Origin of the sequence: Streptomyces sp. NPDC093097 (assembly GCF_044754325.1) — a bacterium.
Lineage (GTDB): Bacteria > Actinomycetota > Actinomycetes > Streptomycetales > Streptomycetaceae > Streptomyces.
This window is the reverse complement of the sequence record NZ_JBIVOW010000005.1, coordinates 20,868-42,906: the sequence shown is the minus strand read 5'-3', so window position 1 is coordinate 42,906 and position 22,039 is coordinate 20,868. Positions and strand designations below refer to the sequence as shown.

Genomic DNA, 22,039 nt, shown 5'->3' with positions numbered 1-22,039 from the left:
ATTGCCCCGGTTTGCCCCTCGGGGTGGTTGGGGGATCGCACGTGTAAGTCGAAAATTCGTTGCCTTTGCCGCTTATTTCGGTCATACGATCAGGGCCTCCCGTGCGCGTCGGCATCACGCCGCGCGGCGGGCGTCCTCTCTCTGACCAGGAAAGGCTCCAGTGATTCTTCGTCGCACCCTCGCGTCCGCCGTTGTCGCCGCAGTGACCGTACCCACCGTCCTGCTCACAACGGGTTCCGCCTTCGCCGACAGCGATCTCCCGGCGCAGACGCAGCACAAGCCGACCTACGCGGAGCTTCAAAAGGCCGCCGAGGACGCGAAGAAGGCGTACGACGCGGCAGTCGACGCGAAGAAGGCCGGGCTGGAGAAGCTGAAGGCCACGATGGCCGACCTGGACCGGGACACCCACCCGCTCAAGGCGGCCTGGCTCGCCGCGGAGAAGGTGGCCAAGGCCGCCGGTGCCGACAAGGCGGCCGCTGACCGGGCGGTCGTGGAGGCCCAGGCCAAGCTGGCAGAGGCCACGGACGTGGCCGGCAAGACAGAAGCCCGGAAGGCGCTCGCCGCGGCCGAGGCTCGGGCCGAGAAGGCCGCGGCAGACAAGGCTGACGCCGACTCCAAGCAGGCAGAGACCAATGATGCCTGGCACGACGCCCGCGTTGCGGCGTCCCGGGAGTACAACACGTTCCTCGTCGCCCTCGACAAGGCCGCTGAGGCGCAGGAATCCGCCGACCAGGCACTCGCCGCCGCCAAGAAGTGCGTACGGGCGCTGGACCTGACCGTGCTGGCCAACGGCCTGCCCTCGAAGGTCGTTGCGGGTACGACGGTGGACTTCTCGTTCACGGTGGCCAACGGCACCGACCGCACGCTGGACGTGGACCCGTTGGTCTTTTTCAACCTGCAAGCCACGGACGAGTACCAGCACTTCATGAAGGTGCAGTGGTCCAACGGCTCCGACTGGCAGGAGCTGGACAGCCGCAACGGCTCCTCCCACATCGCGTCTGTCAAGGCGATGAAGCCCGGTGCTCGCTCCGACGTGAAGATGCGTATGACGGTCGAGGCGAAGGCCCCGGCCAACAAGGCCCTGGCCCTCCTCGCGGGTGACGCCTCCGACCCGTACAACCCGTGTGTGCTCGGCCCGATGAAGCGCTACGACTTCGAGGTCCTGCCCGCCGGCAGCAAGCCCGGCACGGTCGACGAGGCCAAGCCCGGCACGGTCGAGGACAAGGACCGCGCGAAGCCGACGCCGACTGCGAAGTCCACGCCGAATCCGTCGGCACAGGGCGGCGCCTCCGCCGAGCCGGCGCCGAACTCCGGCTCCGCCGAGGGCAACCTTGCCACCACCGGATCGTCGTCCGCGATGCCGCAGCTCGCCCTCGCCGGTGGTGCCGCCGTGCTGCTGGGAACCGGAGCGGTCCTGGCCGTACGCCGCAACCGTGCGGCCAAGGGCTCCAACTGAGGTGACGGGCGGAGCCGGGAGCCCTGCGCGGTGACCGGCTCCGCGCGGGATCTCCTCGACGGGGCGACTTGTCCGCGGAGCGGGGCCGGGCGTGCGGCGCTCCGCTCCGCGGATACCAGGTCGCTGCCCGCTAGGAGTTGGCCGGCTTGCGGGCGATGACGACGCCGTTGGCGGCCGGGGCGTCGAACGGCCGGACCTCGACGTCGGTGAAGCCGGCGTCCAGCAGCCAGGACCGGTACTCCTCGCCCGTGTAGTTCCGGCCGAAGGTCTCCACCAGCATCGACAGGCTCATCAGTGTGGCGTCCAACGGGCCGTCCTTGGCGTCGGCGACCAGCAGTTCGCTGATCAGCAACTGGCCGCCCGGGGCCAGGGCGTCGTAGCAGCTCCGCAGGATGGACCGGCACTGATCTATGTCCCAGTCGTGCAGGATCATGGACAGCAGCACGACGTCCTGGCCGGTCGGCAGCGGGTCGGTGAAGAAGCTGCCCTGCGCGAAGGAGACGCGGTCGCCGAACCCGGCCTGCTTCACCTTCTTCTCCGTCAGGTCGCAGACGAACGGCAGGTCGAAGATGGTGGCGGACAGCTCCGGGTAGGCCCGGCACAGTTCGATGGCGTAGGCGCCGCCACCGCCGCCGACGTCCAGCAGCGAGCGGGCGGCCGACAGATCGACGGTCTCGGCCATCACCCGCGCCGTCGGGCGGGAGATCGCGCTCATGCCCTCCCAGAAGGTCTCCACGACAACCGGGTTGGTGTCGTCGAACAGGGAGTCCCGCCGCTCGCTGTCCCAGGCGGTCGGGCGGTTGGTGCGCAGCGCGTCGTCGAGCCGCAGCCAGCCCGGGTAGTCGTGGCGCGAGACCACCTCGACCCAGCCGCCGACGTAGTCCTGGCCGCCGCGGATCAGGTACCGGCTGGTCATCGGGGTGTTGCGGTACCCGTCGCCATGGCGCTCCAGGAGGTCCAGTCCGGCGCAGGCGGTGACCAGCTGCTCGACCGGGCGTTCCTCGCAGCCCAGTTTTTCGGCGAGTTCCGCCGTGGTCATTCCGGGATGCTCGGCGAACCGCCCGAAGACATCGCGCTCATGCGCGGTCACGAGCGTCTGGGACACCCACAGGCCGTAGACCATGTTCATGATGGGCATGACCGATACCGGCTCTTGGACGGAAGTCATCGTCATCCTTCTTTCTCGGTGCGGAAGCGTGGGGGGTTGGTGACTTGGTGGTCCGTCGGGACGGAGCGTCAAACGGTTCGTTCCGCGACCGACTTGCTCCACTCGCGGGCGGTCGCGTTGGCGGCCCGGCGGGTGGCCTCCGACGGCACGACCGGGGTGGCTGCCTTGCGGCCGAACAGCACGTCCATCGGCTCCTCGATGTCGCCGGCATAGCCCATGGCGAAGCAGCCCTGCTGGTAGCCGATCACCTTGAGGAGCTCTTCGGGGTACGTGCGGGCGAGCTCCGGCGGCGACACGAGGTACTGGTTCTCCTCCTGGCGGACCCAGCCCGAGCAGTAGCTGAGGATCAGGCCCCGCCGGACCTCGTCGGTGACGTTGTGGCCGCCGCCGTGCACCACCTTCCCGTCGAAGATGAACACCGACCCCTTCTTCATCTCCACGGGGATGGAGTCCTCGGGGTTGACCTCGTCCGGGGAGAGCGCGCCGCTTCCGGGGACCACGTGGGTGGCGCCGTTGGCCTCGGTGAAGTCGGTGAGTGCCCAGAAGAACTGGCACATCACATGGTGGTCGGCGGCGAACGGGAAGAAGTCCCAGACCAGTTCGTCCTTGTGCGGCTTCTGCGCGACCGAGCCCGGGTGGGCGCTGATCAGCTGGGTCTGCGAGAGCTGGAACTCCGTGGAGGTCTTCAGCAGTTCACGTGCCACGCCGGTGCAGAGCGGGTGGACGACGAGGTCCCGGCCGGTGGCGGACCGAGCGACGACGCTGCCGGTGCGCTTGGTCTTCTGGCCGGCGAACGCGTCCGGCCCGAACGGTGTGGCGTCGATATGCGGCATCATCTCGGCCAGCAGGGCGTCCACCGTCTCGGGTGACAGCACCTCCTCGACAACGGCATATCCGTTCTCGCGCATGCTGTGCATGACCTCGTCGAGACTCGCGTCCTTGCGGAAACGGTCGTTGACCTTGGGTTTCACTGAGATACTCCCTGACTCGGGGTGCGGGGATTCTCGGATTGACGGGCCGTCGGCTGTCCGGAGTTGCCGTAGAAGGCCCGATGGAGAAATACGGAGGGAAGCAGGCCGCGTTTTTCAGTACGGGAAAATGCTTCGCTGCGCTCCTGGCTGCCGCGTAATCACTGCCTCGTCTGTCGATACGCGCTGCTGTTGGGGGGTGCTCCGACGCGGTGCGAAGGGGTTTCTGCGTCGAGAGTTTTTCTGAATGGATCATTACCTGCGCTTGACCATGGCGGCAAGGCCGGCAGTTGCGATCGGCTGGATTTCGGTCCGCTCGGTCGGACTTCGGTCAGTCCGGCCGTCACGGTGCGGTTCCCTGCCAGGCGCGTCGTTGACCAGGTGTTTCTTCGGGGGCCTGGGCGGCGGTGGCAGTGATCTTCGGACGCCGGTGTCCGGATCCGCGTGCCGACGCGGGGGAGTTGCCTGCCGTTGAGTCGGACGCGTCGACGGGGCGTGAATTACCTCTGCACTGGCCGATTTTACTCGGGATGGGTCGCTCGGCACCGATCGGGCCGAATGAAAATGGCCAGGGCGGCAGAGTTTCAGCCAGTGCGGGTGCCGGTGGCAAGGGTGGCGTGATCTTTGTGGGGGGTGGTTTCCGAGAGGGCGGTCGCGTCAATTGTTACGGGAGTTACCACGAATGCTGTGATTGACCCGTGCGAGACCGGAGGCTAGCGTGTAACGTGCAACAGCAGCGACCGAGTAAGTTCGCCTCGGTTCTTCTCGCTGATTCCTCCCCGACCGTCTTGATGTCAACGCGACGTCGGCGTACGGGTTTCCCGAAACGGTGCTCCGTGACGGGTTCCAGATAACGGGTCTCCCATAACGGGCTTCCCGTGATGTCTTTCCCCTCGATTTCACCCCGGCATCCCCTCCGCCGGGTGATGCAGCAAGCCGGTGGACGCGCCGCATCCCGGCGAACCGCCCTTGCCCCACGAGTTCTCCGCCGGATCTCCCGGCCCCCCCCGACCTCCAACACAGGGAGACAGTGCCTTGACCACGACAGTCAACACCACGACCGAGTCCATCTCGTTCGACGGGCAGAACCTCGGCATCGAGGACGTCCGCCGGATCGCGGAGCACTACGTGCCGTGCACGGTCACGCCCGAGGTACTGACCAAGGCGGCAGCCAGCCGGCAGCAGTTCGAGGACATCGTCCACCAGGGCGCCGCGGTCTACGGGGTGACCACCGGCTACGGCGAGATGATCTACATGCAGGTCGACCCCTCCAAGGAGGTCGAGCTCCAGACCAACCTGATCCGCAGCCACAGCGCCGGCGTCGGACCGCTGTTCGCCGAGGACGAGGCCCGCGCCATCCTGGCCGCGCGGCTCAACGCGCTGTCGCGCGGCTACTCCGCGGTCCGCCCCGAGGTGCTGGAGCGCCTCGCGCTCTACCTCAACCTGGGCATCACCCCGGCAATCCCCGAGATCGGCTCGCTCGGCGCCAGCGGCGACCTGGCGACCCTCTCGCACATCGCCTGCACCGTCATCGGTGAGGGCTACGTCCTGCGCGACGGCGGCCGGGTCCCCACCGGTGAGGTGCTGCGCGAACGCGGCATCGAGCCGCTGCAGATGCGGTTCAAGGAAGGCCTCGCGCTGATCAACGGCACGTCCGGGATGACCGGACTGGGGTCGCTGGTGGTCAGCCGCGCCTTCGACCAGCTCCACCAGGCGGAGATCGTCTCCGCGCTGATAGTGGAGACCCTGCGCTGCTCCACCAGCCCGTTCCTGGCCGAAGGCCACGAACTGGCGCGCCCGCACGGCGGACAGATCGACTCGGCGGCCAACCTCCGCACCCTGCTCGCCGACAGTAAGCTGGCCGTCGCCCACGAGGACCTTCGCGCGGAGTACCAGAGCAAGAAGTCCGGCGACGACGTCACCCGCACCGACGTCTACCTCCAGAAGGCATACTCGCTGCGGGCCATCCCCCAGGTCCTCGGCGCGGTCCGGGACACCCTGCGGCACGCGGCCGGCACGCTGAACACCGAGCTCAACTCGGCCACCGACAACCCCCTGTTCTTCCCGGGCAAGGAGGTCTTCCACGGCGGCAACTACCACGGCCAGCCGGTGGCGTTCGTCATGGACTTCACCACGATCGGCCTCACCCAGCTCGGTGTGCTCTCCGAGCGCCAGAGCAACCGCCTGTTCAACCGTCACCTCAGCTACGGACTCCCGGAGTTCCTGGTGGCCGGCGAGCCCGGCCTCAACAGCGGCTTCGCGGGCGCCCAGTACCCGGCGACCGCACTGATCGCGGAGAACCGGACCATCGGCCCGGCCAGCACCCAGAGCGTGCCGTCCAACGGTGACAACCAGGACATCGTCAGCATGGGCCTGATCTCCGCGCGCAACGCCCGCCGGGTGCTCAGCAACAACAGCAAGATCCTCGCGGTGGAGTTCCTGGCCGCGGCCCAGGCCGTGGACCTCACCGGCCGCTACGAGGGGCTCAGCACCGCCGGCAAGGCCACCTACGACAAGGTCCGTTCGCTGGCCCCGACCCTCGACCACGACCGGTACATGTCCGACGAGATCGAGCGGGTGGCCGCCGCGGTGGCCGGCGGCGAATTCCTCGACGCCGTCAAGGCCGCCGGTATCGAGCTGCGCTGACCGGTCGCGGACGGTATCGGATCGCCCAAGCGGCGGAGGGAGTCGGGATGAAAACAGCGGACGCCCTGGCGGTGCTGGATGCTCCGCTCGATGTGGACGTGGACCCGGACGAGTTGGTCCGGGCGGCCATGCAGTGGCACTTCTCACCGGAGACAGGCACGCCGTTCTGGCTCGACCGGCTGGACCGGCTGGGCTTCGACCCGCGCACGGACGTGCGCACAAGGGCCGACCTGAGCCTGTTCCCCCAGGTCGTCGACGACCTGCGGCACACCCCGGTGGAGGACCTGCTGCCCCGGGGTTACGGCGGGGCGGCCGAGGTGATCGGCGTCTTCGAGAGCGGTGGCACCACCGGGGCCCCCAAGCGCGTGGTGTATCTCGCGGACTGGATGGAACGCGAGATGGCACAGGCCATGCGGGCCATGGACGAGCGGGGCTACCCGCGCGGGGTGAACTGGCTGTCGATGGGCCCCAGCGGCCCGCACGACTACGCCGAACTCACCGGGCAGCACGCGCGCCGCCGGGCGGGCCTGCGGTTTTCCATCGACTTCGACCCCCGCTGGGTGCGCCGATGCCTGGGGCAGGGACGCCCCGAGGAGGCCGATCGGTATCTGGACCACGTGCTCGCCCAGACCACGGACGTCCTCAGCAGCCAGCGCGTCGGGGCCATCCAGGCCCCGCCGCCGCTGCTGGAACGCCTGGCCCGGGACGAGCGGCTGGTGCAACTGGTGCGCGACCAGGTCCAGGTGATCACCTGGTGCGGAACGAGCATGGACCGGGACACCCGGGACCTGTTCACCCGCGAGGTGTTCCCCGGCATACCGCTGTACGGGCTCTACGGCAGCACCATGGCGCTCGGCGCTGCCTTCGAGCGGACGACCACGGACGGCGGCGACTCGGTCTTCGACTCGCCCTCGGTGAACGTCACTTACGAGGTCGTCGCCCCCGACAGCGGCAAGCCGGTCGCTGTCGGGGAGACCGGCCAGGTGGTCATGCACCACCTCAGCAAGTCGGCCCTGCTGCCCAACAACCGCGAACGCGACATGGCGCGCCGGGTGGCCGGGCCGGCGGACCGGGCGGGCCATTCGGTCGCCGACGTCCGCCCGGTCGAGGAGTTCACCGGTGTCCCCGTGATCGTGGGGGCCTACTGATGGCGGCGGCGTTCCCGGGAGCCACCCGGGCCGCCGCCGGCGGGGCCCCGCCCGATCAGCCCCGGCTGCTGGACGCCCTGGTCCCGGAGGGCACCTACCGCACCGGCCGGCGGGAGACCGTACGGGACGTGGCGGGCCGGCCGGTCGCCGAGCTGACACTTGTCCCCCCGCTCTACGTCGGGCGGACGCTGGACCGACTGCGGCGGCGGCCGGCCGTCGCGGCGGACTGGGCACTGTCCGAGCGGGAAGCACGGCTGCGGGCCGCCGCAACGGCCTTCACCACGGCCCCGCTCGGCGGGCTCGAACCCGACGCGCACCACCGTCTGGTGGCCCGCACCACCGGCGTCCCGGTCTCGGTGATCCGGGCCGCGTCGGAGATCGTCGGGGAATCGCTGGCGCACGCGGTGCGGGCCGCCGAGCGGGCCCGCCCGCGCGGGGCGCTGCCGCCTGACTGGCAGCACACCGACGTCGGGGCCGACGGCGCGGTCGTGTGGCGCCGCCGGGGCCGGCTGCTGAGCGTCAACGCGTCCGGCAACCACCCCGCGGTCCACTCACTGTGGCCCGAGGCCCTGGCGTTGGGGTACCGCGTCGCCGTCCGGCCGTCCCGGCGCGACCCGTTCACCGCCCACCGGCTGGTGCTCGCGCTCCGGTCGGCCGGGTTCGCGGACGAGGACGTGCTGCTGCTGCCGTGCGACCACCGGGCCGCCGACGAGGTGGTCCGGGGCGGCGACCTCGCCATGGTGTTCGGCGGGGACGACGTGGTCGACCGGTACACCGGCGGCTCGTCGGACACACCGGTGCTGCCCCAGGGCCCCGGCCGCGTCAAGATCCTCATCACCGGCGACTGGGAGCCGCACCTCGACGTCATCGCCGACTCGGTCGGCGGGCTGGGCGGGGTGTCCTGCCTGAACACCACCGCGGTGCTGGTCGAGCACGACGCCCAGGGCTTCGCCGAGGCCCTGGCCGAACGGCTCGCCGCACTGCGGCCGCTGCCACCGGACCAGGAGGACGCCGGGCTTCCCTGCCTCCCCCTGGCCGAGGCCCGGACCGTCGACGCCTTCCTCCGGCAGCGGGCACACGGCACCCGGGCGGTCCTGGCCGGCGGGGTGCAGGACCTGGCGGACGGCAGCGCCGCACTGCGGCCGGCTGTGCACCTGCTGGACGACCCCGCCGCCGAACAGCTCGCACTGGAGCTGCCGTTCCCCTGCGCATGGGTCGCGCCGTGGTCCAGGGAGCACGGCACCGCTCCGCTGCGCCGGTCCCTGGTGGTCGGCGTCGCCACCCAGGACGACGCGCTGGTGGACGCGCTGCTGGGCGAGGCGTCCATCCGCAACGTCTACGGCCTGGACCGGCCCACCTGGTGGCTGCCGCCGGGCATCCCGCACGACGGGTACCTGGCCGAGTTCCTGATGCGCAGTACCGCGCTGGCACGAAACTGAAGGAGGTGTTCCGTTGCGTGCCGTAGTCATGCACACCGTGGGCGACGTCCGCATCGAGGACGTGCCCGAGCCCCGCGTCGAGCAACCCACGGACGCGCTGGTGCGCGTGGTGGCCGCCGCGGTCTGCGGTTCGGACCTGTCCGTACTGCGGGGGCTGTCCCCGCTGCCCCGGCCGATTCGCAGCGGCCACGAGTTCGTCGGGGTCGTCGAGGACGTGGGCAGCGAGGTGGCGGCCCTGCGCCGGGGGCAGTTCGTCATCGCACCGTTCAGCACCTCCGACGGCAGTTGCGCCAACTGCCGCCGCGGGATGCCCATCGCCTGCGACAACGGCATGTTCTTCGGCGAGTTCGGCCCCGACGGGTCGGCACTCGACGGCGGCCAGGCCGAATTCGTACGGGTACCGCTGGCCGACACGACACTGCTGGCGGTGCCGGAGATGCCCCCCGAGGAGCTGGTCCCGGCACTGCTGGCGCTCACCGACGTGCTGCCCACCGGGCACGAGGCGGCCCTCCACGCGGAGGTGCGGCCCGGTGCCACGGTGGTGGTGGTCGGCGACGGCGCGGTCGGGCAGTGCGCGACCCTGGCCTGCCGCCGGCTGGGCGCGGAGCGGATCGTGATGATGTCGCGCAACCCGGAGCGGCAGCGGCTCGCCCGTGCGCACGGCGCCACCGACATCGTCGCCACCCGGGGCGACGAGGGGGCCGCCGAGGTCGCCGAGTTGCTCGGCGGCGGCAGCGACCACGTGATCGAGGCGGTCGGGACACTCCAGTCGATGCAGCAGGCGATCGGCTGCGCCAGGCCGGGCGGCCGGATCGGCTACGTCGGTCTGCCCTGGGGCGTGAGCCTGCCGCTGTGGGAGTTGTTCGGCAAGAACCTCCGCCTCAGCGGAGGCGGCGCCAACGTCCGCGCCACCATGCCCGAACTGGTCCCCGAGGTGCTCGACGGCACCCTCCGGCCAGGCGGGGTGTTCGACGCGTCCTTCGCCCTGGCCGACGCACCGCAGGCGTTCCACGCCATGGACACCCGCCAGTGCGTCAAACCCGTCCTGCGCCCCTGACCACCGCGGCCGCCCCGCCACTCGGGGGCGATACGCCGCCAGACCGCGGGCCCGGCGCCGCCTATCGTGGCGTCGCCAGGCCATCGCGGTTTTTCCCGCCGCACGACAACACGCCCTGTCCCAGCGTCCTGCGCACCAGACAGGCGTAACACGCAGCAGGACCAGGGCAGTCCACGACCTGTCAGGCGCCTCCCGCCGATCCGAGCGCGCGGTATCGGGGGGCGAATTCCTCGTCGACGAACCGCTCGATGGAGGTGGGGGTGGAGGTGCGGGCGGTACGGGGCTGCTGCATCCGCGTGAGCCGGAGGTTGATGGCCTTGCCGACCTCGGCCATCATGTCCGCGACGTTGGCGGACACGCCCTTCTCCCGGAGTTCCGCGTGGAAGGCGGCGAGTCCGATCTGTTCGTAGGCGAGGTCGGCTGCGCCTGTCATCTTCGCGATCACATCCGTGGCTTCCCGCATACTCACGTCGCGTTCCCCCTGGAGCTCAAGAACCTCCGTGCTGCGCCAGGTCCCATCGGCCAGTTCCTCGGCCGCCCTGACTCCGATGTCCCGCGTGCTGACGAAGGGCAACGGAAGGTCGGGGTCGAAGGGGGCACGCAGGCGGTGGGTTTGCCTGACGACCTCGACGTGGTCCAGGAGGTTCTCCATGAAGTAGCCGGCCCGCAGCCACAACGTGTCCAGTCCGGGGACGGCCGAGAGACGCTGCTCGAAGCGGTGGAGCCCGGCGACCGGGCCGGTGCCCGCGGCGTGTTGGGATCCCCAGCTGCTGAGCCCGACGACGCGGGTCACGCCGGACGCGGTGATCGCCTCGGTGAGGGAGGCCGACACCTGGTCCTGGAAGGCGCCGAAGTCGGGGTGGTCGGCGATGTAGTTGGGCTGGATCACCGCGTAGATGCCGTGCGCGCCACGGAAGGCAGCGGTCAGCGCAGCCGTATCGGTCTGGTCTGCCTCCCACACCTCGGCACCGCGCTCGGCAAGGCCGGCGAGGCGCCGGGCCGAACGACCGACGGCTCGAACGGCATGCCCCTGCGCGAGCAGCCGCGCCGCAGCGGCCCGTCCGGTCCGACCACTGGCGCCGGTGATGACAAGCATCAACTGCTCTCCCTCTCTCACGTTCTGCACTGAAGTCTCGCGTTCTGTACGGGTACCGGGCGCACCTTCGCCGTTCCCCGTCCACGACCATGACCACGCCCATGCGACGCCCTGGTCTCGGAACATCCGGGAAGGGGAGGGGGAACGGGGAAGCGGAGCGCTCCTCTGCGGCCCCTGCGTTCCCGGCACGCCTCCGCACGGTAGTCATGCCGCTGATCGGACGGGTAGGAGTGGCACACCCACTCCACGCGCGCGCCCGCACCCCGCACGTCGGCTGGCCGCGCGTCCTTATGCTGCTCGGCATGGAGGTTTCGAGCGGCCGCAACCGGAGCGGCGGGCCACTGGCAGGATTCCTGCGCGCCAGACGGAAGCAGGTACGCCCCGAACAGCACCGGCTGGCCCCGGGAGCGAAGCGTCAGGTAGCGGGGCTGCGGCGGGACGAGGTGGCGTTCCTGGCGGGGATCAGTACCGACTACTACGTGCGTCTCGAACAGGGCAGGGAACGGCGACCGTCTCGTGCGGTGGTGGAGGGGCTGTGCGACGCGCTGCTGCTGGACGCCGCAGCGGCGCGACACCTGCGTGAACTCGCCGCCGGCGAGGCGGCGGCCGCGGACGGGGGAGGAGCAGAACCCGGCATGGACGGGGAGCGGTTGGCGGAGGTGCGTCGGCTGCTCGCTTCCATGACGGTGCCCGCCTTGCTGGTGAACCGCCGGCTCGACATCATGGGAAGCAATGCGCTCGGTGCTCTTCTCCACGAGGGGTTGGCGCCGCGGGACAACTACGCCCGCATGGTCTTTCTCGCCCCCCGCGCGCAGTCGTTCTTCGCCGAGTGGCCCGAACTTGCCCACTGCATGGTGGCCGCTCTCCGCGCACAGGCCGGTTACGAGGTGGGGTCAGGCCGGTTGGCGGCGCTGGTGGCCGAACTGTCGGCCCACAGCGTCGCGTTCAGCACCGCCTGGAGCGAACACCGCGTCTACGAGAAGGCGATGGACCGCAAACAGCTCCGACATCCGCGGGTCGGACCTCTCACCCTCAACCAGCATGTCCTGGAACTGCCGGGAGGCGAAGGCCACCGGATCTGGGCCTACCATCCGGCGGACGAGGCGACCTCGCGCGCCCTGCATCAACTGGGTTCCTCGGCAATGCCGTTCGACCGTCCGGGCCCCGCGCCCGTGGAACGGACGGAGTAGAAGCATCACGCTCCGATGCCTGCGGTGTGCCCTTCGGGATCGGGCACACCGGTATGACCCGCCCTTGCTCGGGCCCACCCTGGACGCGGCGAAGAGGCACGTCGACGCGATGCCGAAAACCGTGAACGTCAACGTCAACCTCGACCGCGGCTACGACAATGCCAACTCCCGTCCGCTGGCAGCGAGATGGGGATTACGGTCGGCACCGCCCGCAAGGGCGTGCCGGCCCCGATCCGGACTGGCAAGCGCTGGGTGGTGGAACATTTCCACCCGTGGATGAATGGCTACGGTTATGGCAAGCTCCGGCGTCGCACCGAGAGGAGCGGCGAGGTCGTGGACTTCTGCCTCGCCGCCGCACGTGTCACGCCACGTCTGCCGATCTGCCGTGCGACAAGCCGCTCTCGCTGGAACGGCCGTCCCACCACACGCCGCCTCAAGTGATCCACCTGCGAGTCGGTCCTACTCCTCGGCCGTGCCGGATTTCCCGCTGAGGGACTCCTGATAGACGTCCGCGTAGGTGCGCGAGTCCTTGATCAGGTCGTCGCAGAAGGCGGCGACGTCGTTGCCGATGAGTTCCAGGACCCCCTTGCCGGTCGCGACGCCCTCCTCGAAGAAATCGACAATCCCGGAGAGCAGGGTCCCGTCCGCCAAGTCGATCGGTCCGACCTTGAAGAAGTACTTCTGCATCTCCTTGTAGGCGATCTGGTAATCCTGCGGGAGCGCCTTGACCCGCGCCATGTGCGCTCGCCACTGCTTCTTGCCCTCGATGATGTCCTGGATGCCCACGTCAGCCTCCCAGCTGGCCCAATTTCCTTGCGACGTTGCGGTTCAACTGCTCGCGCCACCGGTCGCGATAGCTCCGAGCCCCTTCTCCACCGGCCAGCGCCGCGCAGAAGCCCTTGATGTCGTCGCCGAGTACCTCTTGAACGCTCTGCCCGTCCGCCGCTGTTTCTTCGAGCAGCCCCAGGGCGCCGTCGAGAATCGGCATCAGGTTGCGACCCGTGAAGCCCGAGTAGGGGAAGAGGTGAGCCTTGATCTGTTCCCACGCCGCTCGGTAGTCGGCCGGCAATGCCTCGGCCCGAGCTTCGAACGCCTTCCATTCCCTGGTGAGGTCGCTACCGGTAATGGTCTCCCAGAAACTCATCTCCCGCCCTCCTTGAGCTTGTTGATTCGCGATGAGAGGTACTCCCACTTCGCCCAGAACCTTCCGAGTTCTTCGCGCCCAGCATCATTGAGCGCATAGAACTTGCGCGGCGGACCCACCCCGGACGGTCGTTTCGTCACTTGGACGAGCCCGTTCTTCTCCAGCCGCAGCAAGATGGTGTAGACCGTCCCCTCGACGACGTCGGCGAAGCCGAGTTCGTTCAGTCGACGCGTGATGGCGTACCCGTAGGTCTCCTCGCTGTCGATGATTTCCAGCACGCAGCCCTCCAGCGTGCCCTTCAGCATCTCCGTCAGGTCGTCTATCGCAGGCCTCCTCGTCGAATCTCTCGGTACTACGTAGTGCCGAGTACTGCTACACGGTATCACGGAGTAGCTTGCCGAGCGGCGAGCTCGGGGCGACGGAAGCGAGGTGAACCATCGGCGCTGTGTTTGGCGCGCGGCACGGGAGGGGGCTGGTCGTCGCTTGCGGGCTGGGGCGTTGCCGTATGGGGACTTCTGCCTCAACTCACCGCGGTACTGGTCGGGCTCCGCATCCTCGTCCGACGCGCGACCAAGCTCTACCGCTCGGACGCCCGGCCATCATCCGCCGGCTCAAGTGATCCATTTGCCGGTCGGTCCCAGGCGATCGCCACCGCCGTCTGCACCAAATGATCTGCCTCCGCAACAGGGGCATGGTCAAGCGGCCAGAGCTACCTACTGGCTTTTCGGCGCACAAACATCAGTAAACGCAGAAGCACCATTCTTGATGTTCAGTCAGTCATGAAGTGGATTCCTGGAAGGTGCCCCCCATCAACGTGTTTCGGCACGTGTTCGAGCGGTGTGCGGGGTTCCTTGCGGAACCAGCTCCGCCGGGGCCACGTCTTCCAAGTAACGTTACGTGCCCCGTTGACCGAAATTGCCCGGGCGCCGCAGATCCGGCACGGGGCACGCGATCTGAGCAACGCGCTGAGCTTCAAGAAACGAGAGTCGTTCGGTAATCGCACACAGGAACAGTGAACGGGGGCTGACTCATGAGTATCAGGTGTGGCAGGCCAAGGGTGAGGATCATCCTTGTGGCCGCCACGACTTCGGTGGCGGCAAGCGGGTTGGTGGGTGTTGTCGGAGCTGGAACGGCTGCCGCGCAACCGATTTCGCGGACGTTCGGCTATACGTGTTCGTCTCCCTTGATCGGCGATCAGCCATTCACAGCGGAGATCGAATCGGACATCCCGAATGCGGTCGCAGTCGGCACGCCCAGCAACGTCATCGCCGTCCACGCGGTGGCGACGGTGGGCGCGAGTTTCACCCAGTGGCTCGCAAGCGCCGGCATGAAGACTCTCGGGGGCACGGTCGACGCGAGGGCCCATGTGGCCGCGCCACAGGCTGACTTCGACGTCACGGTCCCCTTCCGCATGGCCACGGCCAACGTCCCGGCATCCGGTCCCTTCAAAGTCACGGCAACCGCCAGCGCGACCTCGCGCACCTTCAGCCATCCGGGCAGGGGGACGGTCACAGCCGGCGGCCTCACCCTCCACCTCCTCGCGAAGAACGCGACCGGCACCCTGGCGCTGCAGGGCGACGCGCCGTGCACCCTGAACGCCGGCCAGAGCAATGTCGTGACGTCCTTCGACGTCACGAAGCCGAGTTCGGTCCCCTCCGCCACTCCGCCCCCTTCGACCGGACCGGTGGCCTCCGCCGCTCCGAGGCCGACGACCGGAGCGGTGGGCGCTGCCGTTCCCGGGCCGACGATGTCGGAGGGCGCCGGGCCCGCAGAGGGCGGCGCGACCACGCCCGGCAATCCGAGCCCCAGGGCTTCCCACCCCACGCCGGTGACGAACTCCTCCCGTCCGACGCCGAGGTCGAGGCCGACCGAACCCGAGATCGTCCCCAAGCCCTCGGCCGCCGGCCAGGACACCGGGGATCTCATCCTGCTGGCCGTGGGCGCGCTCGTCGCATGCGCCGCTGCCTTCTTCCTCGGCACGCGGCTGAAAAACCACCGCCGCACCGGTGATGACGGAGGGGATCAGCAGCGCATCACCCCGAAGCCTGACCGGCCCGCCGAAGGCGTCAACGCCGGCCGGAGCGACGTCAGTTGCCGCCGGGCGGTCTTGCTTGCTGCTGCCCCCCGGCGTCGAGAGTGTGACGGTGGGGCGGCCTCGCATGGCAGCACGGGGCGGAAGGGTACGGACGGCCGGAATCTTGTGATGGCGCGTCATATTCCGCACCGGGCCGCCCATCAGGGCGTCCGTGCGCGCGCTACTGGTGGCGCCGATCTGGACAGTCAACTCGCGGGCCTGCTGCAGGGTGAAGACGTCGATGTCGTGACCGACGAGAAGCCCAGCACCGCATACGTTCGACAGGCGTAGTGGACAGGCGTAGTGAACGGCCACCGCCTGGGTAAAACGGAGGCTGAAGCAGGGTGGCCGGCAGGCACAGGCGCCTGTGCCTGCCGGCCGGGGACGAGGTCGGCCACGGAAGGCCGACTGTCTGCGTGAAGAGGGAGGTGCCTCTGTTGGCGGGGATCGACACTGTGCTTGGCCAGCTGATGCCGGCAGGTGCAACGCCGGTGGTGGGTGCGAATGGCGTCGGCGTGCTGACCAGGGCCGAGGGCGAGGCGGCCGGAGCGACGATGCGGCCGGGACGGCGGCTGCTGGTCGGCGAGTTGCCGGCGATGCTGCCGGAGCGCCCGGTCGCCCAGGCCGCCGGGACGCGCAGCGTCTCCGCCACGGACAAAGCCGGGGGCATCTCCACCGGCGAGGGCGTGAGGAACATCCTGTGCCGGTGAGCGTCGCGCCGGATCCGGAGGAGTCGGGGCCCGCAGCACCCACTCCCGACCAGGCGGGCGGCAATCCGCCGATCACGGTCGGAGAGGTCTCGGGCATCCTCGCCATCGGCGACCACACGGTCAACGTGCTCTTCGCCGAAGGGGCCTCCACCGAGGGCGCGCTGGCCACATTGGTCGAGCAACTCGTGGAGGCAGTGCGCGCCGAGCGCCGCTCCGTCGATGATGCGCTGGCCGACAAGGCCGATCTGCTCGCGAATGACGTCCACGCACGCCTGCGGCATGAGGAAGAACAACTGAGGCTGCGGGATTCGGACTCGCTGCCTGTGCGCTGGCAACCGGTGCCGGGGAACGTGCTCGGCCGTGAGGAAGACATCCGCAACACTCCGGCTGGGGCAACGGATGCTCCTCCGCAGGGCCGGGCCGATGCACTGGACGAGATCGCGGCTGGCGTTCAGGGACAGGCGGAGTCCGGCTGGTTGATGGTGCTGGGGCGGGCAGGATCAGGGAAGAGCGCCCTGGCCCTACGTTTCGCATTGACCCGCCTGAAAGCGCGTTCTCGCACCCATAAAACGCCGGTGCCGGTGATCTTCAGTCTCGGATCATGGAATCCCAAAACCACCCCGCTGCGAAGCTGGTTGATCAGCCGATTGGAAAGGGATCAGTCCTTTCTCGCCGAGACCGGCCCCAGCGGCAACAAGACGTGGGCCGCCACGTTGGTGGGTGCCGACTACGTTCTTCCGATCCTGGACGGGTTCGACGAGATCGCCGTCGGTCTGCGCAAAGACGCGCTGATAGCGCTCAACAGCTGCACCATGCCGCTGCTTGTGACCAGTCGGCGCGACGAAATGGAAGCCGCCAGGGAAGAGTCCCAGGTGGTGCCCTCCGCCACCGCCATCGAGCTGGTCGACCTCAACCTGGACGACTCCGTCAAGTATCTGCAGAAGGTCACCGGCACCACTCTCCCCGACGGTAGGGAGGTCGCCCCCGAGGAGGGATGGGCCTACGTCCTGAGCGAGTTGCGCCGCCCTCACCCCACACAGGCCGGCGCCAATCTCGCCGCCGTGCTGACCACCCCCTTGATGGTCACACTTGCCCGGTACGTCTACGAATCCGAGCGCGACCCGTCGGAACTGCTGACAGACAAGGAGCTCGACACCCAGAAAGCCCTGGAAAACCACCTCTTGGACATCTTCATCCCCACCGCCTACAAGCGCTTTCTCAACAACGAGCCAGCAGGAGAAAACCGGCGCTGGGACCCCGAACGTGCCCGGCACTGGCTCGGCTACCTCGCCGCACATATGACGGAACTCAAGACGCCCGACATCGAATGGTGGCGGCTGGGGACCACCGTGAGGTTGCGCTGGCGCATGCTGCGGGTCGGGGTCACGGTCGGAATCGCGTCCGGACTCGTGGCCGGGATCGTCTACGGGACCGAGGTCTGGCTCTTGTCCGGGCCTGTGAACGGGCTCGTCGTGGCAGGCCTCACCGGCCCGCAGAACGGGCTCGGGCTGGGGCTGACCTTCGGGCTCATGCACGGGCTCGTCACGAAGATGAAGGTCGGCGGCCCGAAGTTCGAACCGTCGCTCATGGAGATCAGGCTTCGGGGCTGGACGGAGAACGGGACGAAGGCAAGACTGCGGGAGAGCTTCCGCCCCAGAGTCACGCGCGGGCTCGCCGGCGGCCTCCTGTTCGGACTCCTGTGGGCGTTCGGAAGCACGGCCGTCATGGCTCTCCTGGGCTATCCCGGGCCCGTGATCGCGCTGAATGCGGGAGTGCCGCTCGCGGTGGGCACCGGCCTGGGGCTCGTGATGGGGCTCATCGCCGCGCTCGGGGCCGGGTTCGAGACCGTCATCCCGATTGAGCAAAGAAAGGAAATCGCCCTCCCATCCGTTCTGTTGAACAAGAACCGCGCCACCGTACTCAAGCAGATGCTCACCATCGGGCTCGTGATGGGGTCCGGATACGGGATGGCCTTCGGGCTCGCGAACAGTGCCCCGGCCGGACTCGGGGCCGGGCTGGTGGCCGGATGCGTGATCGTGATCGGGGCCGCCACCATGACCGCCTGGGGGCGTTGGGTGGTCCTGGCCCGCATCTGGCTGCCGCTGTCGGGATGGTTGCCGAGGGACCTGGACGCGTTCCTGCAGGACGCCTGCGAGCGGAAGGTCCTGCGCCAGGTCGGCACGGTCTACCAGTTCCGCCACGCCCGGCTCCGCGACCACCTGTGCAAGACCGCCGGCACCCTGCCCGAGCGCATCCTTCACCGGACCGACAACGTCAACCCGGACCGCCCACCCGACGTCACCGACACCGATGGCCACGGCCTGTGAAGCACTCGACGACGTTCCACCGCCGGGATGCCACCGGACCGTGAACGTCAGGAGTTGCGCGGGGGCACGAGGCCGGATTCGTGGGCGAGGACCCCGAGTTGGGCGCGATCCCGGGCCTGGAGCTGGGTCATGGCCCGGTTGATGTGGGTCTTCGCCGTCATCGGGCTGATCACATGCGGCGCGCGATCTCGTCGTTGGACAGGCCGTGCGCGGCCAGGACGACGGCCTCGCGTTCGCGACCGGTCAGCTGGTGAGGATGACGGTGTGCACCCGGGCCTGAGCCGGGGCGGCGGCGAGGCGCCGGGTCGCCTCGATGCCGTCGGTGCCGGGCGCGCCCTGGGGCCTGTGTGAGGTTGTGATCATTCTCGGGTTCTGTCCCGTTCGGGAGCCGAACCTGGTAGGGCGTCGGGTGTGACGCGCAGGCAACTCACCGATGATCAGTGGGAGTTCATCGAGCCGCATCTGCCGATAGGTGAGTACGGCCCGTACCCGCAGCGGCTGCGGGACCAGTTCGAGGGGTGATCTGGCGATTCCGTTCCAGTGCCCAGTGGCGGAGATGCCCGGTGAGTTCGGCCCCTGGTCGACGGTCTATGGCCGTTTCCGAATCTGGCGTGACGCTGGTGTGTTCGCAGCACTCTTGGAAGGCCTGATCGCCGAGGCCGCCCGCCGGGGGAAGGCAGACCTGTCCCTGGTCAGCGTGGATTCCACGACGGTCCGCGCACACCACGACGCCGCCGGGATGAGGATCGACAAAGAGGTCGTGGAGGCGCTGGAGGAAGCCGCTGCCGAGCAAGAGCAGGCTCGACAAAAAGGGGTGAATCGCAGGGATGCAACGGGCGAGGCGGCGGAAGCGACCCCGGCAGGGAAGAGCGGCGGCGCATCCGACGGCGCCGCAGGCTCCGACTGAAAGCCGCTCTGCTCGGCCGGTCCCGGGGCGGAATGACCGGCAAAGTCCATCTCGCCGGGGATCGCGGGTGCCGCCCGCTGGCAATCGTGCTGACCGCGGGACAGGCCGCCGACGGCCCACAGTTCGTCTCGGTCCTGGAGAACGTGCGTATCCGCGGGCCCGTCGGCCGTCCTCGGACCCGGCCTGGCGCGGCCGCCGGTGACAAGGCCTACTCCTCCCGAGCCAACCGCGCCTACCTGCGCAAGCGCCAGATCAAGGCGGTCATCCCGGAGAAGAAGGACCAGGCCGCCAACCGCAAGAAGAAGGGCAGCCGAGGCGGGAGGCCCGTCAGCCACGACACCGATCTCTACAAAGAACGGAACACCGTCGAGCGCCTGATCAACAAGCTGAAGGCCTGGCGCGGCATCGCTGCCAGGTACGACAAAACATGATCTGGATCAACGACCTCCTACAGACACCCGACTGATCACGACCTCACACAGGCCCTAGCTCAGGAAGGTCCAGAGCTGGTTCGCCCCGCCGTTGTCCGGGTAGACGCCCACCCAGCGGCCGTCGCCGGTCAGGTTGCGCAGCACGTCCAGGTCCCACCCGTAGTAGGTGTTCACCAGGTGCACGCTGCCGTTGGTTCCGACCGTGAACTCCCAGTCCTGGGTGAACTGGCCCGCGCAGTCGTACTGGTCGACCCAGTCACCCTGGGGCGCATGGATGCCGTCGTGGACGTCCAGGCACTTGCCCGACTCCTCGTTGACGATGGTGAAGGTGCCGGGGCCGCTGGAGTCGAGGTGCCAGCGCTGGTTGGCTCCGCCGTTGTCGGTCTGGGTGATCACGTGGGCGTAGTCGTCCTGTGAGGCGCCCTGGACATCGAGCAGCCGGTTGCTGTTGCTGACGCTGGCGATGGCGGACGACTCCCGGGTGGCGATCTCCCACTGCTGGGTGTTCGTGCCGTCGCAGGGGGCGATGGCGGCGGTCGCGACGTTGCCGTTGGCGCCGACGACGTCGAGGCAGCTGGTGGTGTGGCCGCTGTTCACGAGCACGCCCGTGGCCGAGTCGTTGCTGTTCGGGTGGAAGTTCCACTCCTGGGTCGCCTGGCCCGAGCAGGTGGCCTGGTCGACCAGGTCCTGCCGGCCGTGGCCGTTGAGGACATCGACGCACTTGCCGGTCCTCTGGTTGATCAGCACGAAGGTCGGCTTTCCGAGGAGGGGCGCGAGGCGCCACGTCTGCTCGGGGCCCGCGGCGGGAACCGCGGCCTGTCCGCCGGTGCGGCTGGTGGGGGGATAGGTGATCAGTTCCGTATGGTCGGTGGTCGATCCGCCGGGGACCGCCAGGCGGTTCTCGTCGTTGCCGACGTTGCGCAGCTCGATCGGCTCGGCGCCGCCGCGCAGCGCGAGGGGGAGCAGAGCGACGGGAGTGTGGTCGCTGCTCATCGCGTTCAGCCGCACCCCCTCGTACAGCGCGGCCGCGGTGAGCGGCCGACCGGTGAAGAAGTAGTCCGCCTCGGAAGGGTTGTCGGTGTAGAGGCCCACGGTGGGCTGGCCGCTGCGGTACTGCACGGCTCCGGCCGGTGCCGTGATCGGCCGCACGCTGGGATCGCGGTTCCAGTCGCCCATCGCCAGCCAGTTGGCGTTGGGCGACGCCGCCTGGATCGCGTTGAGCGTGGCCTCCGCATTGTTCTGCTGCCCGCCGAGGGAGTCCGCGTGCGCCGTCCAGAACGACGAGTTGCCGAGCTGGATCCCGAAGGCGGGACGTGCCCCGGGGTTCGGGCCGTACAGGATCTGGGTGGTGTACCACGGGGTGACGATGGCCAGGTTGACCCGGTTACCGCCGAAGTCGGTCCGCAGGTAGTAGATGTAGACGATCTCCTGGCGGCTCTGGGTGCCCGCGTTCCATTGGAAGACCTCCACCGGCTGGGGGCCGCCGGTCGGAATGGTTCCCAGGAACGCCCCCGGCACGGCCTGTCCGGGGCCGGCCTCCTGGATGGCGATCATGTTGTAGTTCATGGCAAAGAGCTGCGGTAGGTCCTTGGTCCACTTGTTGACGTCGTTTCCGCTGCCCGCGCCCTGCAGGTTGTAGGTGGCGGCCTGGACGTCCTCCAGGCTGTTCGGCGGAGGGGGCTGCGCCGTCGCCGGACCGGCCGTCCCGAACACCAGTCCGGCGGCGGTCAGCACCGCCGCCACGATGCCCGCCACGAGGCGGGTCAGCCCGGCGCGCGACCGGGCTCGCGTGCCGTCCGTCCCTCTGGGACGACTCCTGCCAACGGACAGTCTCATCCTGTTCCTCCGTTCGGCTGGGCCGCCGTGTCGCGGGCCGACGCGCACGCAGGGGCTCCCGACCGGCTGGGCGTTGAAGCCGTGTGCAGGGATCTTCGGGCGACGGCCCGAGGCGCGGGGGCCCGGGCATCGTGCGGACCGACCACACTGGCCGCATACGTATTGTGCTGATGTGGATACCCTGGGTGCGTGGGTCGCATGTGCTCCTTCGGTAGCGCGACGTGCCGACAGGCGCCCGAAAGTGCGCCGGAGCGCGGAGGCGTCGCGCATGGAAGCTTCGGGCCCGCTGATCGCCAAGGGCACCCGCGTGATCGCGAAGGCGCCAGCCCGGGACATCTCGAACCCGCCCGCGTTGACGTCGGACCACGCCTCGGGCCCAGCCCGCGCGGGTGAACGCAACATCGACGATCTTCGCGACGGACACGCCCTGAGCGGACACCCC

The 22,039-nt window shown here is 69.1% G+C and carries 16 protein-coding genes and 2 pseudogenes; 10 read left to right on the top strand and 8 right to left on the bottom strand.

The window, feature by feature from the left end:
* Positions 1-202 precede the first annotated feature (202 nt).
* Positions 203-1,456, top strand: coding sequence for an LPXTG cell wall anchor domain-containing protein (locus ACIQE0_RS10195; RefSeq protein WP_402330413.1), 1,254 nt, complete (start codon positions 203-205; stop codon positions 1,454-1,456).
* A 130-nt stretch (positions 1,457-1,586) separates the two neighbouring features.
* On the opposite strand, the gene ACIQE0_RS10190 is transcribed toward ACIQE0_RS10195, so the two are convergent.
* Both ACIQE0_RS10190 and ACIQE0_RS10185 read right to left on the bottom strand, forming a co-directional pair.
* The gene (locus ACIQE0_RS10190; protein ID WP_402330412.1) at positions 1,587-2,624 is read right to left on the bottom strand and encodes a methyltransferase; all 1,038 of its coding nucleotides are present in this window, start codon (positions 2,622-2,624) and stop codon (positions 1,587-1,589) included.
* Between the two features lie 68 nt (positions 2,625-2,692).
* Positions 2,693-3,595, bottom strand: a complete 903-nt coding sequence (locus ACIQE0_RS10185) for a phytanoyl-CoA dioxygenase family protein (protein WP_366331084.1) — start codon at positions 3,593-3,595, stop codon at positions 2,693-2,695.
* Positions 3,596-4,627: 1,032 nt separating this feature from the next.
* Between ACIQE0_RS10185 and cmdF the strand changes: the two genes are divergently transcribed.
* Genes cmdF through ACIQE0_RS10165 form a run of 4 tightly spaced genes read left to right on the top strand, consistent with a single transcriptional unit; the run spans position 4,628 to position 9,882 of the window.
* Positions 4,628-6,238, top strand: coding sequence for a tyrosine 2,3-aminomutase (gene cmdF / locus ACIQE0_RS10180; RefSeq protein ID WP_366331085.1), 1,611 nt, complete (start codon positions 4,628-4,630; stop codon positions 6,236-6,238).
* Positions 6,239-6,285: 47 nt separating this feature from the next.
* The gene (locus ACIQE0_RS10175) at positions 6,286-7,386 is read left to right on the top strand and encodes a phenazine antibiotic biosynthesis protein (protein WP_366331086.1); all 1,101 of its coding nucleotides are present in this window, start codon (positions 6,286-6,288) and stop codon (positions 7,384-7,386) included.
* Positions 7,386-8,825: an aldehyde dehydrogenase family protein gene (locus tag ACIQE0_RS10170; protein WP_402330408.1), complete on the top strand. Its 1,440-nt coding sequence runs from the start codon at positions 7,386-7,388 to the stop codon at positions 8,823-8,825. Before ACIQE0_RS10175 ends, ACIQE0_RS10170 begins: the two co-directional genes overlap by 1 nt.
* Positions 8,826-8,838: 13 nt before the next feature.
* Positions 8,839-9,882 carry an alcohol dehydrogenase catalytic domain-containing protein gene (locus ACIQE0_RS10165; RefSeq protein WP_402330406.1) on the top strand — a complete coding sequence of 348 codons (1,044 nt, stop codon included), beginning with the start codon at positions 8,839-8,841 and terminating at the stop codon, positions 9,880-9,882.
* 181 nt (positions 9,883-10,063) lie between these two features.
* On the opposite strand, the gene ACIQE0_RS10160 is transcribed toward ACIQE0_RS10165, so the two are convergent.
* A complete protein-coding gene (locus tag ACIQE0_RS10160; protein WP_402330404.1) occupies positions 10,064-10,978 on the bottom strand; it encodes an NAD(P)H-binding protein in 915 nt (304 codons plus the stop codon).
* Positions 10,979-11,280: 302 nt separating this feature from the next.
* Between ACIQE0_RS10160 and ACIQE0_RS10155 the strand changes: the two genes are divergently transcribed.
* The gene (locus ACIQE0_RS10155; protein WP_402330403.1) at positions 11,281-12,168 is read left to right on the top strand and encodes a helix-turn-helix transcriptional regulator; all 888 of its coding nucleotides are present in this window, start codon (positions 11,281-11,283) and stop codon (positions 12,166-12,168) included.
* A gap of 459 nt (positions 12,169-12,627) precedes the next feature.
* Here ACIQE0_RS10155 and ACIQE0_RS10150 read toward each other — a convergent pair whose 3' ends face one another.
* From ACIQE0_RS10150 to ACIQE0_RS10140, 3 genes are read right to left on the bottom strand one after another with little or no spacing between them, the layout of a single operon-like run.
* Positions 12,628-12,954 (bottom strand): DUF1048 domain-containing protein, encoded by a 327-nt coding sequence (locus ACIQE0_RS10150; protein ID WP_402330401.1) that lies wholly within the window; start codon positions 12,952-12,954, stop codon positions 12,628-12,630.
* Position 12,955: 1 nt separating this feature from the next.
* The gene (locus ACIQE0_RS10145; RefSeq protein WP_366331092.1) at positions 12,956-13,312 is read right to left on the bottom strand and encodes a DUF1048 domain-containing protein; all 357 of its coding nucleotides are present in this window, start codon (positions 13,310-13,312) and stop codon (positions 12,956-12,958) included.
* A complete protein-coding gene (locus ACIQE0_RS10140; RefSeq protein WP_366331111.1) occupies positions 13,309-13,635 on the bottom strand; it encodes a PadR family transcriptional regulator in 327 nt (108 codons plus the stop codon). The genes ACIQE0_RS10145 and ACIQE0_RS10140 overlap by 4 nt, the downstream gene beginning before the upstream one ends.
* A 749-nt stretch (positions 13,636-14,384) precedes the next feature.
* On the opposite strand from ACIQE0_RS10140, the gene ACIQE0_RS10135 reads away from it, so the two are divergent.
* The 3 genes from ACIQE0_RS10135 to ACIQE0_RS10125 all read left to right on the top strand — a co-directional run bounded on the left by ACIQE0_RS10135 (position 14,385) and on the right by ACIQE0_RS10125 (position 18,423).
* Entirely contained in the window at positions 14,385-15,677 is a 1,293-nt protein-coding gene (locus tag ACIQE0_RS10135) for a DUF6801 domain-containing protein (RefSeq protein ID WP_402330399.1), read from the top strand.
* 200 nt (positions 15,678-15,877) lie between these two features.
* Positions 15,878-16,096, top strand: coding sequence for a hypothetical protein (locus tag ACIQE0_RS10130; RefSeq protein ID WP_402330396.1), 219 nt, complete (start codon positions 15,878-15,880; stop codon positions 16,094-16,096).
* On the top strand, positions 16,093-18,423 hold the full coding sequence (locus tag ACIQE0_RS10125; protein WP_402330393.1) for an NACHT domain-containing protein: 2,331 nt from the start codon (positions 16,093-16,095) through the stop codon (positions 18,421-18,423). Before ACIQE0_RS10130 ends, ACIQE0_RS10125 begins: the two co-directional genes overlap by 4 nt.
* Before the next feature lie 47 nt (positions 18,424-18,470).
* Here ACIQE0_RS10125 and ACIQE0_RS10120 read toward each other — a convergent pair.
* Positions 18,471-18,670 (bottom strand): annotated as a pseudogene (locus tag ACIQE0_RS10120) (response regulator transcription factor); the annotation flags it as partial.
* 164 nt (positions 18,671-18,834) lie between these two features.
* On the opposite strand from ACIQE0_RS10120, the pseudogene ACIQE0_RS10115 reads away from it, so the two are divergent.
* Positions 18,835-19,758, top strand: a pseudogene (locus tag ACIQE0_RS10115) (IS5 family transposase); the annotation flags it as partial.
* A 57-nt stretch (positions 19,759-19,815) separates the two neighbouring features.
* Here the strand turns inward: ACIQE0_RS10115 and ACIQE0_RS10110 are convergent.
* Positions 19,816-21,597 carry an RICIN domain-containing protein gene (locus ACIQE0_RS10110; RefSeq protein ID WP_402330391.1) on the bottom strand — a complete coding sequence of 594 codons (1,782 nt, stop codon included), beginning with the start codon at positions 21,595-21,597 and terminating at the stop codon, positions 19,816-19,818.
* Positions 21,598-22,039 lie beyond the last annotated feature (442 nt).